Below are 19,396 nucleotides of genomic sequence, written 5' to 3'. Positions count from 1 at the left end.
TCGCCTTTGCCATGCACCTTCTGAGAACTCGCATGCAAACTTTTTTTATCGCGCCCACCGATTTTGGTGTGGGTCTGACCTCCATCAGCCTCGGGCTGGTGCGTACCTTGGAACGGGCCGGCCTCAAGGTCGGCTTTTTCAAGCCCATTGCCCAGCCCCACCCCGGTGATACCGGCCCCGAGCGCTCCACCGAGCTGGTAGCCCGGACCCACGGCCTGAAGCCGCCACAACCCCTGGGCCTGGCCCATGTGGAGCGAATGCTCGGCGACGGCCAGCTGGATGAATTGCTAGAGGAAATCATCACCCTCTACCAGCAGGCCGCCATCGGCAAGGACGTGCTGATCGTCGAAGGCATGGTACCGACCCGCAGCGCCAGCTACGCCGCCCGGGTCAACCTGCACCTGGCCAAAAGCCTGGATGCCGAAGTGATCCTGGTCTCTGCTCCGGAAAACGAAGTGCTCACCGAGCTGTCGGGACGGGTCGAGTTGCAGGCGCAGTTGTTCGGCGGCCCGCGAGACCCGAAAGTGCTGGGGGTGATCCTCAACAAAGTGCGTACCGACGAAAGCATGGAGGCGTTCTCCGCCCGTTTGAAGGAGCACTCGCCCTTGCTGCGCAGCGGCGACTTCCGCCTGCTGGGCTGCATTCCCTTCCAGCCGGAACTGAACGCACCGCGCACCCGCGACGTAGCCGACCTGATGGGCGCCCAGGTGCTCAATGCCGGGGACTATGAAACCCGGCGCATGACCAAGATCATCATTTGCGCCCGCACCATGCGCAACACCGTGGAACTGCTCAAGCCCGGCGTACTGGTGGTGACCCCGGGGGATCGCGACGACATCATCCTCGCCGTGAGTCTCGCGGCGATCAACGGTGTGCCCCTGGCCGGCCTGCTGCTGACCAGCGACACCCTGCCCGACCCGCGCATCATGGATCTGTGCCGTGGTGCCCTGAACGCCGGCCTGCCGGTGCTGTCGGTCAGCACCGGGTCCTACGACACCGCCAACCAGCTCAATGGCCTGAACAAGGAAATCCCCATCGATGACCGCGAGCGCGCGGAAATCATCACCGACTTCGTCGCCAGCCACCTGGACGCCAACTGGCTGCACCAGCGCTGCGGCACTCCGCGGGAAATGCGCCTGTCGCCGGCGGTGTTCCGCTATCAGTTGATCCAGCGGGCACAGGACGCCAACAAGCGTATCGTCCTGCCCGAAGGCAGCGAACCCTTGACCGTGCAGGCCGCCGCCATCTGCCAGGCCCGGGGCATCGCCCGTTGTGTACTGCTGGCCAAGCCAGAGGAAGTGCATGCGGTCGCCCGGGCCCAGGGCATCGAGTTGCCCGAAGGCCTGGAGATTCTCGACCCGGACCTGATTCGCGAGCGCTACGTGGAGCCCATGGTGGCCTTGCGCAAGAGCAAGAGCCTCAACGCACCCATGGCCGAGCAGCAACTGGAGGACCCGGTGGTGATCGGCACCGTGATGCTGGCCCTGGATGAGGTGGATGGCCTGGTATCGGGGGTCATCCATTCCACCGCCAACACCATTCGCCCGGCCCTGCAACTGATCAAGACCGCCCCGGGCTGCACCCTGGTGTCCTCGGTATTCTTCATGCTGTTCCCCGAGCAGGTGCTGGTCTACGGCGACTGCGTGATGAACCCGCACCCCAGCGCCAGCGAACTGGCGGAGATCGCCTTGCAGAGTGCCGACTCGGCGGCGGCGTTCGGCATTACTCCAAGAGTGGCCATGATCAGCTACTCCAGCGGCGACTCGGCCAGCGGCGAAGAAGTGGAGAAAGTCCGCGAGGCGACCCTGCTGGCCCATGAAGCCCAGCGTTCGCTGTTGATCGACGGCCCGCTGCAATACGATGCCGCGGCCAACGAAAACGTCGCCCGGCAACTGGCCCCCAACAGCCAGGTGGCAGGCAAGGCCACGGTTTTCGTGTTCCCCGACCTGAACACCGGCAACACCACCCACAAGGCCGTGCAACGCAGTGCCGATTGCGTGAGCCTGGGGCCGATGCTGCAAGGCCTGCGCAAGCCTGTGAACGACCTGCCCCGGGGCGCCCAGGTGGATGACATCGTCTACACCATCGCCCTGACCGCGATTCAAGCCGCCAACCGACCCATGGATGCCTAAATGCTGGAATTTCTACCTGCCGCCGTGCGCGGGATCATCGCCTCGATCCTGCTGGCGCTGAACACCATCCTGCTGTGCTCGTTCCTGTTCTGCGTGGCGATCTGCAAGGCCCTGCCCTTCGCCCTCACCCAGCGCTTCACCCACTGGCTGATGAACCACACCCACGAAGCCTGGATCAGCAACAACAAGGCCTGGATGCAGCTGGTGTGCCGCACTCGCTGGCACCTTCAGGGCCTTGAAGGCCTGGATTACCAGCACTCCTATCTGGTCACCAGCAACCACCAGAGCTGGGTCGACATCATGGTGCTGCAGTACGTGCTCAACCGCCGCATCCGCCCGCTGAAGTTCTTCCTCAAGCAGGAGCTGATCTGGGTGCCGGTGATTGGCCTCGCCTGGTGGGCCCTGGGCTTTCCGTTCATGAAGCGCTACTCCAAGGCCTACCTGGAAAAGCATCCGGAGAAAAAGGGCAAGGACCTGGAAACCACCCGCAAGACCTGCGCGAAGTTCCGCAACAACCCGGTGGGGATCTTCAACTTCGTCGAAGGCACGCGCTTCACCGAAGGCAAGCATGCCCAGCAACAGTCGCCGTTCCGCTACCTGCTCAAGCCCAAGGCCGGCGGCATCGCCTTTGTCCTGGATGCCATGGGCGAGCAATTGCAATCGATCATCGATGTGACCATCCACTACCCCGCTGGCCGGCCCGGTTTCTGGGACCTGCTGTGCGGCAGGGTCAAGGAGGTGGTGGTGCGCTTTGAGGAAGTGCAGATTCCACCGCAGTTCATTGGCAAGAACTACGAGCAGGACACGACCTATCGCCAGGCATTCCAGGGCTGGATCAACCAGCAGTGGCTGGACAAGGACGCGCTGCTGGAAGAACTGCATCGCGAGTATCCGGCAAAGCCCTGAGGGCCTGTTCGCTGGCAGGCCAGCGCCTGCGTAGCTGCACCGTCCTGGCCGGCTGACGCTATCTGCAGCGCACAAAAAAGCCCGCAGCCGATCACTCGACTGCGGGCTTTTGGCTACGGCTTAGATCGCGCCGCGGCTACGCAACAGGTCCAGCACCTGCTTGACGCTCTCTTCCACCGACAGCGCCTGGGTGTCGATCACCAGATCGGCATTGAGCGGCACGTCATAGGGGAAGGACTCGCCCGGGATGTTGTCCCCAGCGGCAGCGTACAGGCCTTGAGGATCACGCTCAGCGCACACCGCAGGCGATGCCTGGACGTAAACCGTCAGCAGACGATCCTTGCCGATCAGGTCCTTGGCCTGCTCGCGCCCTTCGGCACTCGGCGCCACGAACGCGGCCAGGGTCAGCAGGCCAGCTTCGTTGAACTGACGGGCCACGTGAGCCGCACGGCGCCAGTTCTCGGTACGCCCGGCACGATCCTGTGGCAGACCCTTGTTCAGGTCGTGACGCAGGTTCTGACCATCGAGCACATACACCGCACGGCCCATGTCGAACAGCTTGCGCTCCACCGCATAAGCCAGGGTGCTCTTGCCAGCGCCCGACAGGCCGCTGAACAGCACGGTGGCCGGTTGCTGGCCGAAACGCAGGGCACGCTCCTCAGTGGCCACATGGGCCAGCTTGCCGTGATGGGTGACGCTGCCATGGGCCACTGGCTGGGCGATGATCATGCCGGCGCCGACGGTGCCGTTGGTCAAGCGGTCGATAACGATGAAAGCACCGGTGGTGCGGTTGCTTTCGTAGCCATCCAGGGCAATCGGCGCGTCGAGGCTGATCTTGACCTTGCCGATCTCGTTCAGTTGCAGCGCGCTGGCCGCGCCCTCCTCCAGGGTGTTCACATCAACCTTGTGAGTGATGCTGGCAATCGAACCCGGCACGTAGCTGGTGGCGCGCTTGATGTCGTATTTCTTGCCCGGCAGCATCGGCTCTTCGGCCATCCACACCAGCATGGCTTCGAAGCTGTCGGTGACCGGCGGCACGTTGTCGGCATGCACCAGCAGGTCGCCACGGGAGATGTCGATCTCGTCTTCCATGGTCAGGGTCACGGCCTGGCCTGGACCTGCCTGCTCCAGCTCGCCCTCGAAGGTGACGATGGACTTGACCCGGCTGCTCTTGCCCGACGGCAGCACCACGACTTCGTCGCCCTTGTGCACGATGCCGCTGGCCAGGGTGCCGGCAAAACCACGGAAGTTCAGGTTCGGACGGTTGACGTACTGCACCGGGAAACGCAGGTCGGTGAAGTTACGGTCACCCGCCACTTCCACAGTCTCGAGAATTTCCATCAGCGACTGGCCGGTGTACCAGGGCGAACGCTCGCTCTTGTTCACCACGTTGTCGCCCTTGAGGGCCGACATTGGCACGAAGTGCAGGCTGGTGGGCTGGATCTTCAAACCCTGGGCAAACTTCAGGTAGTCGGCCTTGATCGACTCGAACACGCCCTGGTCGAAGTCCTTGAGGTCCATCTTGTTGATGGCCACGACGATGTGCTTGATGCCCAGCAGGGAGGCGATGAAGCTGTGACGACGGGTCTGGGTCTGCACACCGTAGCGGGCGTCCACCAGTATGATCGCCAGGTCACAGGTGGAAGCACCGGTGGCCATGTTGCGGGTGTACTGCTCATGGCCGGGGGTGTCGGCGATGATGAACTTGCGCTTGGCGGTGGAGAAATAACGATAGGCGACATCGATGGTGATGCCCTGCTCGCGCTCGGCCTGCAAGCCATCGACCAGCAACGCCAGGTCGATGTCGTCACCGGTGGTGCCGACCTTCTTCGAATCCCGGGTGATGGCTTCCAGATGGTCTTCGTAGATCATCTTCGAGTCGTGCAGCAGACGCCCGATCAGGGTGCTCTTGCCGTCGTCGACGTTACCGCAGGTGAGAAAGCGCAGCAGCTCTTTGCGTTCGTGCTGGCCCAGGTAAGCGAGGATGTCCTCGCTGATCAAATCAGATTGATGCGACATGACAGCCCCTTAGAAATAACCCTGACGTTTTTTATCTTCCATCGAGCCGGCGCCATCGTGGTCGATGACCCGACCCTGGCGCTCGGAAGTTCGCGTCAGGAGCATTTCCTGGATGATGTCCGTCAGGCTCTCGGCCTCGGACTCCACCGCGCCCGTCAACGGGTAGCAGCCAAGGGTACGGAAACGCACTTTCTTCTTGACGATGCGGGCTTTCTCTTCATCGGACAGATGCTCGAGGATGCGCTGGTCATCGATCATGATCAGGGTGCCGTTCTTCTCGATCACTTCACGTTCGGCGGCGAAGTACAGCGGCACGATCGGGATGCCTTCCAGGTAGATGTACTGCCAGATGTCCAGCTCGGTCCAGTTGGACAGCGGGAACACGCGGATCGACTCGCCCTTGTTGACCTTGCCGTTGTAGACGTTCCACAGCTCGGGGCGCTGGTTCTTCGGATCCCAGCGGTGCTTGCTGTCGCGGAACGAGTAGACGCGCTCCTTGGCGCGGGACTTCTCTTCATCGCGACGGGCACCGCCGAATGCGGCGTCGAAACCGTACTTGTCCAGAGCCTGCTTGAGGCCCTCGGTCTTCATGATGTCGGTGTGCTTGGCACTGCCGTGGGTGAACGGGTTGATGCCCTGGGCCACGCCATCCGGGTTGACGTGGGTGATCAGGTCCAGCCCCAGCTCCTCGACCATGCGATCGCGGAACTTGTACATTTCCTGGAATTTCCACTGGGTATCGACGTGCATCACCGGGAACGGCAGCTTGCCGGGGAAGAACGCCTTGCGGGCCAGATGCAACATCACGGCGGAGTCTTTACCGATGGAGTACAGCATCACCGGGTTGTCGAACTCGGCGGCCACCTCGCGGATGATGTGGATGCTTTCCGCCTCCAGCTGTTTCAGATGCGTCAGTTTGTCGACCATGGCTACTCACGAAAGCTTTCTTATGGACGGCCAGCGGGCCGTGTTCGAGCGGGGCATGCTAGCACAGCGACCTGCTTCTAATCAGGACGCCAACTAGAACGAAACGGTATATGAATATACCGCTCCGTTAGCCCCCAAACGCCCCTCTGTAGGAGCTGGCTTGCCAGCGAAGGCACTTTCAAGCGCACCTCAGGGCTGAAGATCTTTTTGCCGGCAAGCCGGCTCCTGCACGGGGTCAGATCGGGTTGGGGCAGTCGATGAACAGGTGCTCCAGGGCAAAGCGCCGGGCCAGGTAGTCGCCCAGGGCCTGGACGCCATAACGCTCGGTGGCGTGGTGACCGGCAGCAATGAAGCTGATGTCGTTTTCCCGGGCGCTGTGGAAGGTCTGTTCCGAAGCCTCACCACTCAGGTACAGGTCAACGCCGGCCTGGACCGCCTGGTCGATGTAGCCCTGGCCGCCGCCGGTGCACCAGCCGACCCGGCGGATCATCTCGCTGCCTTCGATCAGCAAGGGTTCGCGGCCCATCACTTCTTGCACCCGCCGGGCAAAGTCCCGCGCCGTCATGGGTTCGCTGAGGGAACCGACCAGACCGACGACCTTGGGGTTCTCCGGGTCCAATGGGCCTTCCACGGTGATATCCAACTGCCGGGCCAACTGCACGTTGTTGCCCACCTCCGAGTGCAGATCCAGGGGCAGGTGATAGGCCAAGAGGCTGATGTCGTGCCTGAGCAGGGTTTTCAACCTACGCTGCTTCATTCCGGTGATGCAGGGGTTCTCGCCTTTCCAGAAGTAGCCGTGATGCACCAGCACCAGATCGGCCTTGGCCTCCACGGCTGCGTCCAGCAACGCCTGGCTGGCGGTCACGCCACTGACGATGCGCATCACCTGCGGGCGTCCTTCGACTTGCAAGCCATTGGGGCAATAGTCGGCGATGCGTGAACTGCCCAGGTAGCGGTCCGCTTCTTCCACCAGTGTGCTCAGGGCAACGGCCATAAAAGACTCCTAAATATCCCGTTCAGAGGCGCGCGCGGCCTCGTATAATGCGCGACATTATGGGCCGTGCGCAGCCCTTCGTAACCACCCAGGACTTGCTCAATGCTCAAGGCTCTGCGTTTTTTTGGCTGGCCGCTACTGGCCGGCGTGCTTATCGCGTTGTTGATTATTCAGCGTTATCCGCAATGGGTCGGGCTACCCAGCCTGGACGTCAACCTGCAGCAAGCTCCGCAAACCACCAGCACCCAGCAGGGGCCAGTCTCCTACGCCGATGCGGTACTGATTGCCGCGCCCGCGGTGGTCAACCTGTACACCACCAAAGTGATCAACAAACCCGCGCATCCGCTGTTTGAAGACCCGCAGTTCCGGCGTTTCTTCGGCGACAACCTGCCCAAGCAGCAGCGCATGGAGTCAAGCCTGGGTTCCGGGGTGATCATGAGCCCCGAAGGCTACCTGCTGACCAACAACCACGTGACTTCCGGCGCCGAGCAGATCGTGGTGGCGCTCAAGGATGGCCGTGAAACCCTGGCAAGGGTCATCGGCAGCGATCCGGAAACCGATCTGGCGGTACTCAAGATCGACTTGAAAAAACTGCCTTCGATCACCGTCGGCCGCTCGGAAAACGTCCGTGTCGGTGACGTCGCCCTGGCCATCGGCAACCCGTTCGGGGTCGGCCAGACCGTGACCATGGGCATCATCAGCGCCACCGGGCGCAACCAGCTGGGCCTGAACAACTACGAAGACTTCATCCAGACCGATGCCGCGATCAACCCAGGCAACTCTGGTGGTGCATTGGTAGACGCCAACGGCAACCTGACCGGGATCAACACCGCCATCTTCTCCAAGTCCGGCGGTTCCCAGGGCATCGGCTTCGCGATCCCGATCAAACTGGCCATGGAGGTGATGAAATCGATCATCGAGCATGGCCAGGTGATCCGTGGCTGGCTGGGCATCGAAGTGCAGCCGCTGACCCAGGAGCTGGCAGAGTCCTTCGGCCTGGCCGGGCGGCCTGGAATCGTGGTGGCCGGGATCTTCCGCGACGGTCCGGCGCAGAAGGCCGGTATGCAGCTGGGTGATGTGATCCTCAGCATCGACGGCGAACCCGCCGGCGATGGTCGTCGTTCGATGAATCAGGTGGCGCGAATCAAACCGACGGACAAAGTCTCGATCCAGGTCATGCGCAACGGCAAGGAACTCAAGCTGACCGCAGAAATCGGCCTGCGTCCGCCGCCCGCACCGGTCAAAGAAGAAGAGTGAATGTGCGCCCGGCCATGCCGGGCTAACAACATACATTCTCATCAGTCATGTTATATTGTTTCAATATTGCTATTGGAACAGCCCGATGACGTCCCGAAAAATCCTCCCCTTGGCAGGCCTGACCCTAGGCCTGCTGGCAGACCCGCTGCTTGCCGAAGAACCGCAGTCGCTGGAACTTGAAACCACCCGCATCACCACCGAATACGAGTCTGCCAGCGGCCCGGTCAAAGGTTACCGGGCCACTCGCTCGGCCAGCGCCACCAAGACTGACACGGCAATCCGCGATATCCCGCAGTCCATCAGCGTGATCCCCGCCAGCGTGCTCAAGGACCTGGGCAGCAGTAACGTCGAGCGGGCCCTGGAGTTCGCCGGAGGGGTCTCCAAGCAGAACAACTTCGGCGGCCTGACCCTGTATGAATACAGCGTGCGCGGCTTCACCACCTCGGAGTTCTACAAGGACGGTTTCAGCGCCAATCGCGGTTATCCCAGCACCCCGGATGCGGCCAATATCGAGCGCATCGAAGTGCTCAAGGGACCGGCGGCCAGCCTTTATGGCCGGGGCGATCCCGGCGGTACGGTGAACATCGTCACCAAGAAACCTCAGCCCGAAGCCTTCGCCACCCTGCAGACCAGCGCCGGCAGCTGGGACCGCTACCGCACCGCCCTGGACCTCAACACCCCGCTGGATGACCAGGGCAACCTGCTGTCCCGGGTCAACCTGGCGGTGGAGGACAACCACAGCTTCCGCGACCATGTGAACAGCCGCCGGTTGTTCGTCGCCCCTTCCTTCAGTTGGCAGCTGAACCCGGACACCAGCCTGCTGGTGGAGAGCGAGTTCGTGCGCCACAGCTCGACCTTCGACCGCGGCATCGTCGCGCCCAACAATCGCTGGAGCGGCGTCTCGCGCTCGACCTTCCTCGGTGAACCCAACGACGGCAACATCGACAACCACAACACCATGCTCCAGGCCGCCCTGGAACATCACCTCAACGACAGCTGGAAGCTGCGCCTGGCCAGCCACTACAAGGAAGGCAAGTTGTGGGGCTTCGCCTCGGAAACCCGCCCGCTGAATGCCGACCAGCACACCGTCAACCGGCGCTATCGCGAGCGCGACAACAACTGGCACGACAGCATCACCCAACTGGAACTGCGCGGCCTGTTCGACATCGGCAGTTGGCAGCACGAGTTGCTGATCGGCAGCGAATACGAGAACTACCGCAAGAACGAGCGGGTCACCACCATCGCCGGCGGCGCCTACGCTGTCGACATCTACGACCCGATCTACGGCCAGGCCAAGCCCAACGGCAAACGTTCCGGCACGGACTTTTTCGAACATGTCGAAAGCCAGGCCCTCAACCTGCAGGACCAGATTGTCTTCAACGACCGCCTGCGCGGCATGCTCGGCGCCCGCTTCGAACATTTCGAGCAACGGATCGACGACCACACCACCGGCAAGCGCAGCCGCCAGAGCCACGACGCCCTGACCCAGCGCGCCGGCCTGCTGTATCAACTGACTCCGCAGTTGGGGCTGTTCGCCAACGCCTCCACCTCGTTCAAGCCCAACAACGGACTGGATGCGGCCGGCAAGACCTTCAAGCCCGAGGAAGGGGTCGGTTATGAAGTGGGGATCAAGAGCGAGCTGTTCGACGAACGCCTGAGCGCCACCCTCGCCGCCTTCCATATCGACAAGGAAAACGTCCTGGCCCTGGACCCCGGCACCGACTCCAGCCGCGCCGTGGGCAAGGCCCGCAGCCAGGGCTTCGACGTGCAAGTGACCGGCCAGTTGACCGATGCGGTGCGGGTGATTGGTGCCTATGCGCTGATCGATGCCGAGGTCACCAAGGGCGATCGGGCGATCCCCGCCGGCAGTCGCATACTCGGCGTGGCCAAGCACAGTGGCAGCCTGTTGGGCGTCTATGAGTTCCAGGACGGACGACTCAAAGGCTCGGACGTCGGCGCCGCCCTGACCTACGTCGGCGATCGCTCAGGCGAGGCCGGAGGCCGCTTCGAGTTGCCCGCCTACCGCACCCTGGACCTGCTGGCCCACTACAAGGCCAGCGACAACCTGACCCTGGGCCTGAACCTGAACAACCTGTTCGACGAGAAGTACTACGAGCGCTCCTACAGCAACTACTGGGTCAACCCCGGCGAGCCGCGCAACTTCACCGTCAGCCTGACACTCAACCTGTAGCCGGAAATCGCCATGCACAACCTCAAATCAATCGCCCTGCTGGGCCTGCTCGCCACCCTGGGTACAACCCAGGCCTCGGCCCACGGTCTGTGGACCGAACAGCGCCGCGGCAATATCGAAGTGATCTACGGCCACGGCGCCGAAGACGACGCCTTCAAGGCCAAGAAGGTCAGTGGTGCCTGGGCCTACGACGCAGCAGCCAGAATGATTCCGGTGAGCGTGCAACGCCTGGCCGACCACGCGCGCCTGCAACCACTCAAGCCACCGGCGGTGCTGGCTGTGGCGCTGGACAACGGTCCGTGGTCGCAAACGGCGGACAAACGCTGGGTCAACCAGGGGCGCAGCAAAGTCCCGGGGGCCATCGCCTCGACCCACACCTTCAAGTACAGCCTGGCGATCTATCAAGCGGGGGCGAAGCTGCCCAAGCTGGAACAGCTCAAGCTGCTGATCCTGCCGGAAGTCGACCCGCTGACCGTGGGCCAGGGCAACAGCCTGCCGGTGCGGGTACTGCTGGATGGGCAGCCCGTGGCTGGGGTCAAGTTGATCGCCGATTACCGCAATGCACCGAGCACCCTGAGCACCGAAACCGATGCCCAGGGACGCGCTCAAGTGTTGGTGAGAAATGAAGGCTTGAACGTGATTGCCGCAGAGCTTGAAGTGCCGCTCAAGGACGATCCGGATGTGGCTTCACGCGGCCTGTTCAGCTCCCTGACCTTCCTCGGCGAGCCGCACCACGAGTGAGAGCAGCCGGGGGCTGCAGCTACAAGCGGCAAGCTTGTAGCTGCAAGCGAGAGGCTCCAAGCATTGGCTCTGGGCTTCTAACTTAAAGCTGCCCCAATCCGTCGATCAGCGCCTGGTTCTGCTCCGGCGTGCCGATGCTGATGCGCAGGAATTGGGCGATCCGTTCCTGCTTGAAGTGACGCACTATCACCCCTTGCTCACGCAGCTTGGCCGCCAGGCCGGCTGCGTCGTGCTGGGGGTGGCGGGCAAAGATGAAGTTGGCCGCCGACGGCAATACTTCAAAACCCTTGGCCTGCAACTGCGCCACCACCCACTCACGACTGTCGATCACCCGTTGGCAGGTCTTGGCAAAGTACTCGCGGTCCTCGAAGGCCGCCGCTGCACCCACAATGGCCAGGCGATCCAGAGGGTAGGAGTTGAAGCTGTTCTTGATCCGCTCCAGGGCCTCGATCAGGTCCGGATGCCCCACCGCCAGGCCCACCCGCAGGCCGGCCAGGGAGCGCGACTTGGACAGAGTCTGGGTCACCAGCAGGTTGGGGTAGCGGTCTACCAGACTGATGGCAGTCTGGCCACCGAAGTCGATATAGGCTTCGTCCACGACCACCACCGAATCCGGGCTGGCCTGGAGGATCTGCTCCACCGCGTCCAGGGCCAGCAAGCAGCCGGTGGGCGCATTCGGGTTGGGGAAGATGATCCCGCCGTTGGGCTGGGCGTAGTCGGCCACACGGATCTGGAACTGTTCATCCAGGGGCACCGCCTGGTAGTCGATGCCGTATAGACCGCAGTACACCGGGTAGAAGCTGTAGCTGATGTCCGGGAACAGCAGCGGCTTATCCTGCTGCAGCAGGCCATGGAAAATGTGCGCCAGGACTTCGTCGGAACCGTTGCCGAGGAATACCTGATTGCCCTGCACCCCGTAATAGCGGGCCACCGCCTGCTTGAGCAGGTCGCTGTTGGGGTCGGGATACAGGCGCAGGTTGTCATTGAGCTCGGCCTGCATCGCCGCCAGGGCCTTGGGCGACGGGCCATAGGGGTTTTCGTTGGTGTTGAGCTTGACCAGCTTGGTCAGCTTGGGTTGTTCGCCCGGCACGTAAGGCACCAGGTTCTTGACGAACGGACTCCAGAATTTGCTCATGTTCATTGCCCCTGATCTTGGTCGTCGACGATGCGGTATTCGGCGCTGCGGGCGTGGGCGGTCAGCGACTCGCCACGGGCCAGCACCGAGGCGGTCCGCCCCAGCTCGGACGCGCCCTGCTCGGAGCAGAAAATGATCGACGAGCGTTTCTGGAAGTCATACACCCCCAGCGGTGAGGAGAAACGCGCAGTACCGGACGTCGGCAGCACGTGGTTCGGCCCGGCGCAGTAATCGCCCAGCGCCTCGGAGGTGTGACGGCCCATGAAGATCGCCCCGGCGTGGCGGATCTGCGGCAGCCAGGCTTGCGGGTCGGCCACCGACAACTCCAGGTGCTCGGGGGCAATGCGGTTGGCCACGTCCATGGCTTGCTGCATGTCGCGAACCTGGATCAGCGCGCCACGGCCGTTGATCGAGGTGTTGATGATTTCTGCGCGCTCCATGGTCGGCAGCAGCTTGGCGATGCTCGCCGCCACCTTGTCGAGGAACTCGGCGTCCGGGCTGACCAGGATTGCCTGGGCGTCTTCGTCGTGCTCAGCCTGGGAAAACAGGTCCATGGCGATCCAGTCCGGATCGGTCTGGCCGTCACAAACCACAAGGATCTCCGAAGGACCGGCGATCATGTCGATCCCGACCTGGCCAAACACGTGGCGCTTGGCGGTGGCCACATAGATGTTGCCCGGTCCGACCACCTTGTCCACCTGGGGCACGCTTTCGGTGCCGTAGGCCAGCGCGGCCACGGCCTGGGCGCCACCGATGGTGAACACCCGGTCGACCCCGGCGATGCAGGCAGCGGCCAGTACCAGCTCGTTGACTTCACCACGGGGGGTCGGCACCACCATCACCACCTCGGTCACGCCCGCCACCTTGGCCGGGATCGCGTTCATCAGCACCGATGACGGGTAAGACGCCTTGCCCCCCGGCACGTATAGGCCGGCGCGGTCCAGCGGCGTAACCTTCTGGCCCAGCACCGTGCCGTCGGCTTCGGTGTAGCTCCAGGAGTCCTGCTTCTGCTTCTCGTGGTAGCTGCGCACCCGCGCCGCGGCCTTTTCCAGGGCTTCGCGCTGGGCCACGGTGATTCGGGTCAGGGCCAGCTCCAGGCGCTCGCGAGGCAGGATCAGGTCGGCCATGGAGGCCACTTGCAGGCCGTCGAAACGCTGGGTGAATTCCACCAGCGCCGCATCGCCGCGCTCGCGCACGGCCTTGATGATGTCCAGCACCCGCTGATTGACCGAATCGTCAGAGACACTTTCCCAGCTCAGCAGATGATCCAGATGACGGGCGAAATCCGGGTCGGCAGCGTTGAGTCGGCGAATTGCAGTCGGAGCGGTCATAGCGAAGGCCTCAATGATTGGCGAGTGCACAAAAGGGCAAGCTTGGATTTGCAAAGCTCAGGCGCCGCAAGACTACCAAGCCATCCGCGTGGGCACCTGAGCATTCTGGCTATGACGCGGATAGATGGGCGCGGCTCAAGGCCACGCATGTGAATCAGCCGCGGTGTCGCGATTCCACTGCCTTGCGCAGGGTATCGATCAACGCCTGGATACGGGCGTGCTGCATCTTCATCGATGCCTTGTTGACCACCAGGCGGGAGCTGATGGTGGCGATCAGTTCCTGGGGCTCCAGACCGTTGGCCCGCAGGGTGTTGCCGGTGTCGACCACGTCGATGATCTTGTCCGCCAGACCGATCAGCGGCGCCAGCTCCATCGAGCCGTAAAGCTTGATGATGTCGACCTGACGGCCCTGCTCGGCGTAATAACGCTTGGCGACGTTGACGAACTTGGTGGCCACGCGCAGGCGCCCCTTGGGTTCGACGGCGCCAATCGCACCGGCGGTCATCAGCTTGCACTGGGCAATCTGCAGGTCCAGCGGTTCGTACAAGCCCTGGCCGGAGTACTCCATCAGGACGTCCTTGCCGGCCACCCCGAGGTCGGCGGCGCCATGTTCGACATAGGTCGGTACGTCAGTGGCACGCACGATCAGCAGGCGAACGTCGTCCTGGGTCGTGGGGATGATCAGTTTGCGGCTCTTGTCCGGATTCTCGGTTGGCACGATGCCCGCTTCAGCCAGAAGCGGCAGCGTGTCGTCGAGGATACGGCCCTTGGACAGTGCGATGGTCAACATGAGTAACGTAAGTCCTTATGCGGCGACTGATGCCCGGACGCAAACGGCGCCAGACATGCGTCGAGCCTGAAGACAGGCTCGACGTGGAACTGATTCAGCGTTGGGCACCTCCCTGTGCCCGTCATGCAACTAGCCCGGTACGCGGCGGATCTTGGCGCCGAGCATCTGCAGCTTCTCTTCGATGCACTCGTAACCACGGTCGATGTGGTAGATGCGGTCGATCAGGGTGTCGCCTTCGGCCATCAGGGCCGAGATCACCAGGCTGGCCGAGGCCCGCAGGTCGGTGGCCATCACTGGCGCGCCCTTGAGGATCTCGGTGCCGGTAACGATCGCGGTGTTGCCTTCGACCTGGATCTTGGCGCCCATGCGGTGCAGCTCGTACACGTGCATGAAGCGGTTTTCGAAAATGGTCTCGATGACCGCCCCCGTGCCTTCGGCAATCGCGTTCAGGGAAATGAACTGCGCTTGCATGTCGGTCGGGAACGCCGGATACGGAGCAGTACGCACGTTGACCGCCTTGGGGCGCTTGCCATGCATGTTGAGCTCGATCCAGTCGCTGCCGGTGGTGACTTCGGCGCCCGCTTCCTTGAGCTTTTCCAGAACGGCTTCAAGGATGGTCGGATCGGTGTCCTTGACCTTGACCCGGCCGCCGGTGACGGCTGCGGCCACCAGGTAGGTACCGGTTTCGATACGGTCAGGCATCACTTTGTAGATCGCCGAATGCAGACGCTCGACGCCATCGATGGTGATGGTGTCGGTGCCAGCACCGGAAATCTTCGCACCCATGGCGATCAGGAAGTTCGCCAGGTCGACGACTTCAGGTTCGCGGGCGGCGTTCTGCAGCACGCTGCGGCCCTTGGCCAGGGCAGCGGCCATCATGATGTTCTCGGTACCGGTCACACTCACGGTATCGAAGAAGAAGTTGGCACCGCGCAGGCCGCCTTCAGGCGCCTTGGCCTTGATGTAGCCGCCCTCGACATCGATCACCGCGCCCATGGCTTCCAGGCCGCGAATGTGCAGGTCCACTGGACGCGAACCGATGGCGCAACCGCCTGGCAGGGCCACTTCGGCTTCGCCGAAACGGGCAACCATCGGGCCCAGTACCAGGATCGAGGCGCGCATGGTTTTCACCAGCTCGTATGGCGCCACCAGGGTCTTGATGGTGCGTGGATCGATTTCGACGCTCAGTTTCTCGTCGATCACCGGCTCGATGCCCATGCGACCGAACAGTTCGATCATGGTGGTGATGTCGTGCAGGTGCGGGAGGTTGGCCACGGTGACCGGGCCATCGCACAGCAGGGTTGCTGCCAGAATCGGCAGCGCGGAGTTCTTGGCCCCGGAAATGCGGATCTCGCCATCAAGGCGAACGCCGCCGGTAATAATCAATTTATCCATAACAGTCTCGACGCCCTTGGGCTCAGGTGCGCTCGGCCCAGGCCGCGCGGCTGAAAAATTTCATAGTGATCGCGTGGATGCTGCCATCGGCAATCCATGGATTCAAATGGGCATAGATGCTCTGCTGACGCTTCACCGGGCTCAAGGCCGACAGTTCGTCGCTAATCACGTTCAGCTGAAAGTTGCAGCCTTCGCCCTCAACTTCTACCTGAGCTCCGGGCAGCTTTCCCTCAAGAAAGCTCTTCACTTCGTTGGCCTGCATGCTCAACCTCAATCGGCGCCCTGTGCGCGCGGGTCGGACATCATACAAAAAAGCCCCGCGCCTGCGAACCCCGCATAGCAGGACTCTGACGGGGGGCTTCTATATAGATGTGGGTTACTACGGATGGAGAAGGATCTCGGTGACCCCGGATACTTCGGCAATTTCTCGCATGTCTTCGGGCAAGGCACGAACACTCACTGCCTTGCCCAGGTCCTGGGCATCACGCATGAAGGCCAGCAGCAGGGCCAGGCCGACACTGCTGGACTTTTCCACCGCCGAGCAATCCAGCACCAACGCCGCAGCGGTGCTGGACTTGATCAATGCCTGGCCCTGCTTGCGCAGACCCGGACCGCTGCGGTAATCCAGCACACCGCTGATCAGCAACTCCCCGGCGTCCCCGAGGCGTACGGCGGACTCGCTCATTGCGCAACCTTATCTGCGGCGTCTTCGGTCACTTCCTTGGCCTTGGCCACTTCGCCGGCCCAGCCGTCGATGGTCTTGTCCAGGTTGTTGCCGTTACGCTGCATGGCATCGGCGAACTGATCACGGAACAGCTTGCCGATATTGATGCCGTTGATAATCACGTTACGCACTTTCCACTCGTCGTTGATCTTCTCCAGGGTGTAGGACACCGGGTAGATCGCGCCGTTGTTGCCTTTGACCTGCATATCCACGCTGGTACGGGTACCGCTTTCATCCTTGGCAGGAGAAACAGTGATGCCCTGGTTGTTGTACTCCAGCAAGGCATTGCCATAGAACTGCATCAGGCTGCGCTTGAAGTTTTCCTGGAAGCGCGCCATCTGCTCAGGGGTGGCCTTGCGCGAATACTTCACGGTCATGATGCTGCGGGAGATGCCATCGGCGTCCACCACCGGACCGACAATACCGTTCAAGGCGTTGTAGAAGTCGTTCGGGCTTTGCTTGTACTTCTCTTTATTGGCCGCCAGATCCGCCAGCAGCCGGGTGGTCGTGTCCTGCACCAGATCATGCGCGGAAGGCGTGCTTGCCGCATTGGCCAGCAACGGCAAAGCCGCCAGCAGGACCAACAAGCCACGTCGCAAGATAGAGATCATCGAAAAACTCCTCATTTGGCGTCTTTGCTAACGGTATTGAGCAGGAATTTACCGATCAGGTCCTCCAGCACCAGCGACGACTGGGTGTCGTGGATGGTTCCACCATCCTTGAGCAAGGCTTCTTCCCCGCCCACGCTGATACCGATGTACTTCTCACCCAACAGGCCAGCCGTCAGGATAGATGCAGTGGAGTCGGTCGGCAGATTATCCACACGCTTTTCCAGTTGCATCGTCACCCGGCCGGTGAAGCTGTCACGGTCCAGATCGATCGCTGTAACCTTGCCGATGGTCACACCGGCCATGGTCACCTTAGCTCTGACCGTCAAACCGGCGATATTGTCGAAGTAGGCGTAAAGTTTATAGGTATCGGTGCTCGCAGTCGGAGACAAGCCACTGACCCGCAGGGCAAGCAACAGCAAAGCCAGGATGCCGGCCAGCAGAAAAAGGCCGACACCGATTTCCAGGGTGCGGTTTTGCATCAGAAATCTCCAAACATCAAGGCGGTCAGAATAAAGTCCAAGCCGAGTACGGCCAACGAGGCATACACCACGGTCTTGGTAGTGGCACGGCTGATCCCTTCTGAAGTGGGCTCACAGTCGTAGCCTTGGAATACGGCGATCCAGGTCACTACAAACGCAAAAACAATACTTTTGATCACACCGTTGAGCACGTCACCGGTGAAGGTCACGCTGTTCTGCATGTTCGCCCAGTAGGAACCGTCATAGACGCCCAGCCAGTCGACAGCCACCCAGGAACCACCCCAGATTCCCACCACGCTGAAAATCATCGCCAGCAACGGCAGGGAAATGAAGCCGGCCCACAGGCGCGGCGCAATGATGTACTTGAGTGGATCGACCCCGATCATCTCCAGGCTGGAGAGTTGCTCGGTGGACTTCATGTTGCCGATTTCCGCGGTCAGCGCCGACCCGGCACGACCGGCGAACAGCAACGCAGTCACCACCGGGCCCAACTCCCGCAGCAAGGTCAGGGCAACCATTTGCCCGACGGCCTGCTCCGAACCGTAGCTGGACAGAATGTTGAAGCCCTGCAGCGCCAGCACCATGCCGATGAAGATCCCGGACACGACGATGATCACCAGGGACATCACGCCCACCGAATGCAGTTGCTTGACCAGCAGGCCAAAGCTGCCGCCAATGCCGCCGCGCCCCAGCAACGCATGAAACAGAAACAGCGTGGAGCGCCCCAGTACCGCCAGGACATCGATGCCTGAGCGACCGAAGAGGCGAACCCTCTCGATTAGCGATATTTTGCGCATCAGCGCTTCCCCAGAAGATCTGCGCGGTAATCCGTCGCTGGAAAGTGAAACGGCACTGGGCCGTCGGGATCGCCCTTCATGAATTGACGGATACGCGGATTGTCGGAGTCCATCAGTTCGTCAGGAGTTCCCTGCCCCAATACCTGGCCATCGCCGACCACATAGAGGTAATCGGCAATGCTCGCGGTTTCCGCAAGATCGTGGGACACCACGATGCTGGTAATGCCCAGGGCATCGTTGAGCAGGCGAATCAAGCGCACCAGGACGCCCATGGCAATCGGGTCCTGGCCCACGAAAGGCTCGTCGTACATGAGAATCTGCGGGTCCAGGGCGATGGCCCGGGCCAGGGCGACCCGACGCTTCATGCCGCCGGACAGCTCGTCGGGCATCAGGTCGACGGCACCGCGCAGGCCCACCGCCTGTAGCTTGAGCAGCACGATGTCACGAATCATTTCGTCCGGCAGCTCGGTATGTACCCGCAGCGGAAAGGCCACGTTCTCGAACACGTCCAGGTCGGTGAACAGCGCGCCGCTCTGGAACAGAACGCCCATTTGCTTGCGTGCATCGAACAGATCGCTGCGCGAGAGGGTAGGCAGATTCTGGCCGTTGACCCACACTTCGCCGCTGCTGGGCCGCAATTGCATGCCCATCAAGCGCAACAGGGTGGTTTTTCCGCAGCCTGAAGGCCCCATGATGCCGGTGACCTTGCCCCGCGGAATACGGATATCCACGTTATTGAAAATGCTGCGCGTACCGCGCTTGAAGGACAGTCCCTTCAGCTCGACCGCGTAGGCGTTATCGGCACTCATCTAAACTCCTTGCGATGCAGCCTATCACTCGGACGCTTGGCTCCCTGCCGGGAGTACGTGCCCCTGGGCAGGCCGAACTGGCGGCGAACTATATCACTGCTGATACGGAGCCCCCAAGGCCGAAGCCGTGAACGTTCAGGTCCAAGACAGGCAAAATC

At 62.1% G+C, this 19,396-nt stretch carries 18 protein-coding genes; 5 read left to right on the top strand and 13 right to left on the bottom strand.

Translation table 11 applies throughout. From position 1 onward, the window contains the following. Nucleotides 1–32 precede the first annotated feature (32 nt). Entirely contained in the window at nt 33–2,132 is a 2,100-nt protein-coding gene (gene pta / locus PFZ56_RS10545) for a phosphate acetyltransferase (protein WP_102878385.1), read from the top strand. Beyond that, on the top strand, nt 2,133–3,038 hold the full coding sequence (locus PFZ56_RS10540) for an acyltransferase (RefSeq protein WP_102878384.1): 906 nt from the start codon (nt 2,133–2,135) through the stop codon (nt 3,036–3,038). 120 nt (nt 3,039–3,158) lie between these two features. Here PFZ56_RS10540 and cysN read toward each other — a convergent pair whose 3' ends face one another. The 3 genes from cysN to PFZ56_RS10525 form a co-directional block, all read right to left on the bottom strand. After that, nucleotides 3,159–5,057: a sulfate adenylyltransferase subunit CysN gene (cysN, locus tag PFZ56_RS10535; RefSeq protein ID WP_110653379.1), complete on the bottom strand. Its 1,899-nt coding sequence runs from the start codon at nt 5,055–5,057 to the stop codon at nt 3,159–3,161. A gap of 9 nt (nt 5,058–5,066) precedes the next feature. Continuing rightward, on the bottom strand, nt 5,067–5,984 hold the full coding sequence (cysD, locus tag PFZ56_RS10530) for a sulfate adenylyltransferase subunit CysD (RefSeq protein WP_102861165.1): 918 nt from the start codon (nt 5,982–5,984) through the stop codon (nt 5,067–5,069). A 235-nt stretch (nt 5,985–6,219) separates the two neighbouring features. Beyond that, the gene (locus PFZ56_RS10525; RefSeq protein ID WP_170001147.1) at nt 6,220–6,978 is read right to left on the bottom strand and encodes a Nif3-like dinuclear metal center hexameric protein; all 759 of its coding nucleotides are present in this window, start codon (nt 6,976–6,978) and stop codon (nt 6,220–6,222) included. 102 nt (nt 6,979–7,080) lie between these two features. On the opposite strand from PFZ56_RS10525, the gene algW reads away from it, so the two are divergent. The 3 genes from algW to PFZ56_RS10510 all read left to right on the top strand — a co-directional run bounded on the left by algW (nt 7,081) and on the right by PFZ56_RS10510 (nt 11,167). Next, the gene (gene algW / locus PFZ56_RS10520; protein ID WP_102878381.1) at nt 7,081–8,235 is read left to right on the top strand and encodes a Do family serine endopeptidase AlgW; all 1,155 of its coding nucleotides are present in this window, start codon (nt 7,081–7,083) and stop codon (nt 8,233–8,235) included. Between the two features lie 85 nt (nt 8,236–8,320). Then, entirely contained in the window at nt 8,321–10,426 is a 2,106-nt protein-coding gene (locus PFZ56_RS10515) for a TonB-dependent siderophore receptor (RefSeq protein WP_170001148.1), read from the top strand. Between the two features lie 12 nt (nt 10,427–10,438). Beyond that, a complete protein-coding gene (locus PFZ56_RS10510) occupies nt 10,439–11,167 on the top strand; it encodes a DUF4198 domain-containing protein (RefSeq protein WP_170001149.1) in 729 nt (242 codons plus the stop codon). An 82-nt stretch (nt 11,168–11,249) separates the two neighbouring features. On the opposite strand, the gene hisC is transcribed toward PFZ56_RS10510, so the two are convergent. The 10 genes from hisC to PFZ56_RS10460 form a co-directional block, all read right to left on the bottom strand. Continuing rightward, nucleotides 11,250–12,302: a histidinol-phosphate transaminase gene (gene hisC / locus PFZ56_RS10505; RefSeq protein ID WP_110596057.1), complete on the bottom strand. Its 1,053-nt coding sequence runs from the start codon at nt 12,300–12,302 to the stop codon at nt 11,250–11,252. Between the two features lie 2 nt (nt 12,303–12,304). Beyond that, nucleotides 12,305–13,633: a histidinol dehydrogenase gene (hisD, locus tag PFZ56_RS10500; RefSeq protein WP_047283941.1), complete on the bottom strand. Its 1,329-nt coding sequence runs from the start codon at nt 13,631–13,633 to the stop codon at nt 12,305–12,307. A gap of 154 nt (nt 13,634–13,787) precedes the next feature. Further along, nucleotides 13,788–14,423, bottom strand: a complete 636-nt coding sequence (hisG, locus tag PFZ56_RS10495; RefSeq protein WP_016968619.1) for an ATP phosphoribosyltransferase — start codon at nt 14,421–14,423, stop codon at nt 13,788–13,790. 129 nt (nt 14,424–14,552) lie between these two features. Next, the gene (murA, locus tag PFZ56_RS10490; protein ID WP_102861160.1) at nt 14,553–15,818 is read right to left on the bottom strand and encodes a UDP-N-acetylglucosamine 1-carboxyvinyltransferase; all 1,266 of its coding nucleotides are present in this window, start codon (nt 15,816–15,818) and stop codon (nt 14,553–14,555) included. A gap of 22 nt (nt 15,819–15,840) precedes the next feature. Next, entirely contained in the window at nt 15,841–16,080 is a 240-nt protein-coding gene (locus PFZ56_RS10485; RefSeq protein WP_011059280.1) for a BolA family protein, read from the bottom strand. A 117-nt stretch (nt 16,081–16,197) separates the two neighbouring features. Beyond that, complete coding sequence (locus tag PFZ56_RS10480; RefSeq protein WP_102878377.1) at nt 16,198–16,503, bottom strand: lipid asymmetry maintenance protein MlaB; 306 nt, start codon at nt 16,501–16,503, stop codon at nt 16,198–16,200. Further along, complete coding sequence (locus PFZ56_RS10475) at nt 16,500–17,153, bottom strand: phospholipid-binding protein MlaC (protein ID WP_102861158.1); 654 nt, start codon at nt 17,151–17,153, stop codon at nt 16,500–16,502. The genes PFZ56_RS10480 and PFZ56_RS10475 overlap by 4 nt, the downstream gene beginning before the upstream one ends. 11 nt (nt 17,154–17,164) lie before the next feature. Then, entirely contained in the window at nt 17,165–17,632 is a 468-nt protein-coding gene (gene mlaD / locus PFZ56_RS10470) for an outer membrane lipid asymmetry maintenance protein MlaD (protein ID WP_011059277.1), read from the bottom strand. Continuing rightward, complete coding sequence (gene mlaE, locus PFZ56_RS10465) at nt 17,632–18,429, bottom strand: lipid asymmetry maintenance ABC transporter permease subunit MlaE (RefSeq protein WP_102861157.1); 798 nt, start codon at nt 18,427–18,429, stop codon at nt 17,632–17,634. The genes mlaD and mlaE overlap by 1 nt, the downstream gene beginning before the upstream one ends. Beyond that, complete coding sequence (locus tag PFZ56_RS10460; RefSeq protein ID WP_102861156.1) at nt 18,429–19,238, bottom strand: ATP-binding cassette domain-containing protein; 810 nt, start codon at nt 19,236–19,238, stop codon at nt 18,429–18,431. Before PFZ56_RS10460 ends, mlaE begins: the two co-directional genes overlap by 1 nt. Nucleotides 19,239–19,396 lie beyond the last annotated feature (158 nt).

The organism is Pseudomonas danubii (assembly GCF_042980055.1).
Taxonomy (GTDB): Bacteria; Pseudomonadota; Gammaproteobacteria; order Pseudomonadales; family Pseudomonadaceae; genus Aquipseudomonas; species Aquipseudomonas danubii.
The sequence above is the reverse complement of the archived record's forward strand: the minus strand, read 5'-3'. Positions and strand labels throughout refer to the sequence as shown.

Excerpts from the sequence above, each read along its gene's own strand:
- PFZ56_RS10525 (WP_170001147.1), bottom strand. The coding sequence starts at position 6,978 with ATGGCCGTTGCCCTGAGCACACTGGTGGAAGAAGCGGACCGCTACCTG.
- PFZ56_RS10480 (WP_102878377.1), bottom strand. The coding sequence starts at position 16,503 with ATGAGCGAGTCCGCCGTACGCCTCGGGGACGCCGGGGAGTTGCTGATC.
- hisD (WP_047283941.1), bottom strand. The coding sequence starts at position 13,633 with ATGACCGCTCCGACTGCAATTCGCCGACTCAACGCTGCCGACCCGGAT.
- algW (WP_102878381.1), top strand. The coding sequence starts at position 7,081 with ATGCTCAAGGCTCTGCGTTTTTTTGGCTGGCCGCTACTGGCCGGCGTG.
- PFZ56_RS10515 (WP_170001148.1), top strand. The coding sequence starts at position 8,321 with ATGACGTCCCGAAAAATCCTCCCCTTGGCAGGCCTGACCCTAGGCCTG.
- hisG (WP_016968619.1), bottom strand. The coding sequence starts at position 14,423 with ATGTTGACCATCGCACTGTCCAAGGGCCGTATCCTCGACGACACGCTG.
- pta (WP_102878385.1), top strand. The coding sequence starts at position 33 with ATGCAAACTTTTTTTATCGCGCCCACCGATTTTGGTGTGGGTCTGACC.
- cysD (WP_102861165.1), bottom strand. The coding sequence starts at position 5,984 with ATGGTCGACAAACTGACGCATCTGAAACAGCTGGAGGCGGAAAGCATC.
- PFZ56_RS10540 (WP_102878384.1), top strand. The coding sequence starts at position 2,133 with ATGCTGGAATTTCTACCTGCCGCCGTGCGCGGGATCATCGCCTCGATC.
- hisC (WP_110596057.1), bottom strand. The coding sequence starts at position 12,302 with ATGAGCAAATTCTGGAGTCCGTTCGTCAAGAACCTGGTGCCTTACGTG.
- mlaE (WP_102861157.1), bottom strand. The coding sequence starts at position 18,429 with ATGCGCAAAATATCGCTAATCGAGAGGGTTCGCCTCTTCGGTCGCTCA.
- PFZ56_RS10460 (WP_102861156.1), bottom strand. The coding sequence starts at position 19,238 with ATGAGTGCCGATAACGCCTACGCGGTCGAGCTGAAGGGACTGTCCTTC.
- PFZ56_RS10485 (WP_011059280.1), bottom strand. The coding sequence starts at position 16,080 with ATGCAGGCCAACGAAGTGAAGAGCTTTCTTGAGGGAAAGCTGCCCGGA.
- murA (WP_102861160.1), bottom strand. The coding sequence starts at position 15,818 with ATGGATAAATTGATTATTACCGGCGGCGTTCGCCTTGATGGCGAGATC.
- PFZ56_RS10475 (WP_102861158.1), bottom strand. The coding sequence starts at position 17,153 with ATGATCTCTATCTTGCGACGTGGCTTGTTGGTCCTGCTGGCGGCTTTG.
- PFZ56_RS10510 (WP_170001149.1), top strand. The coding sequence starts at position 10,439 with ATGCACAACCTCAAATCAATCGCCCTGCTGGGCCTGCTCGCCACCCTG.
- cysN (WP_110653379.1), bottom strand. The coding sequence starts at position 5,057 with ATGTCGCATCAATCTGATTTGATCAGCGAGGACATCCTCGCTTACCTG.
- mlaD (WP_011059277.1), bottom strand. The coding sequence starts at position 17,632 with ATGCAAAACCGCACCCTGGAAATCGGTGTCGGCCTTTTTCTGCTGGCC.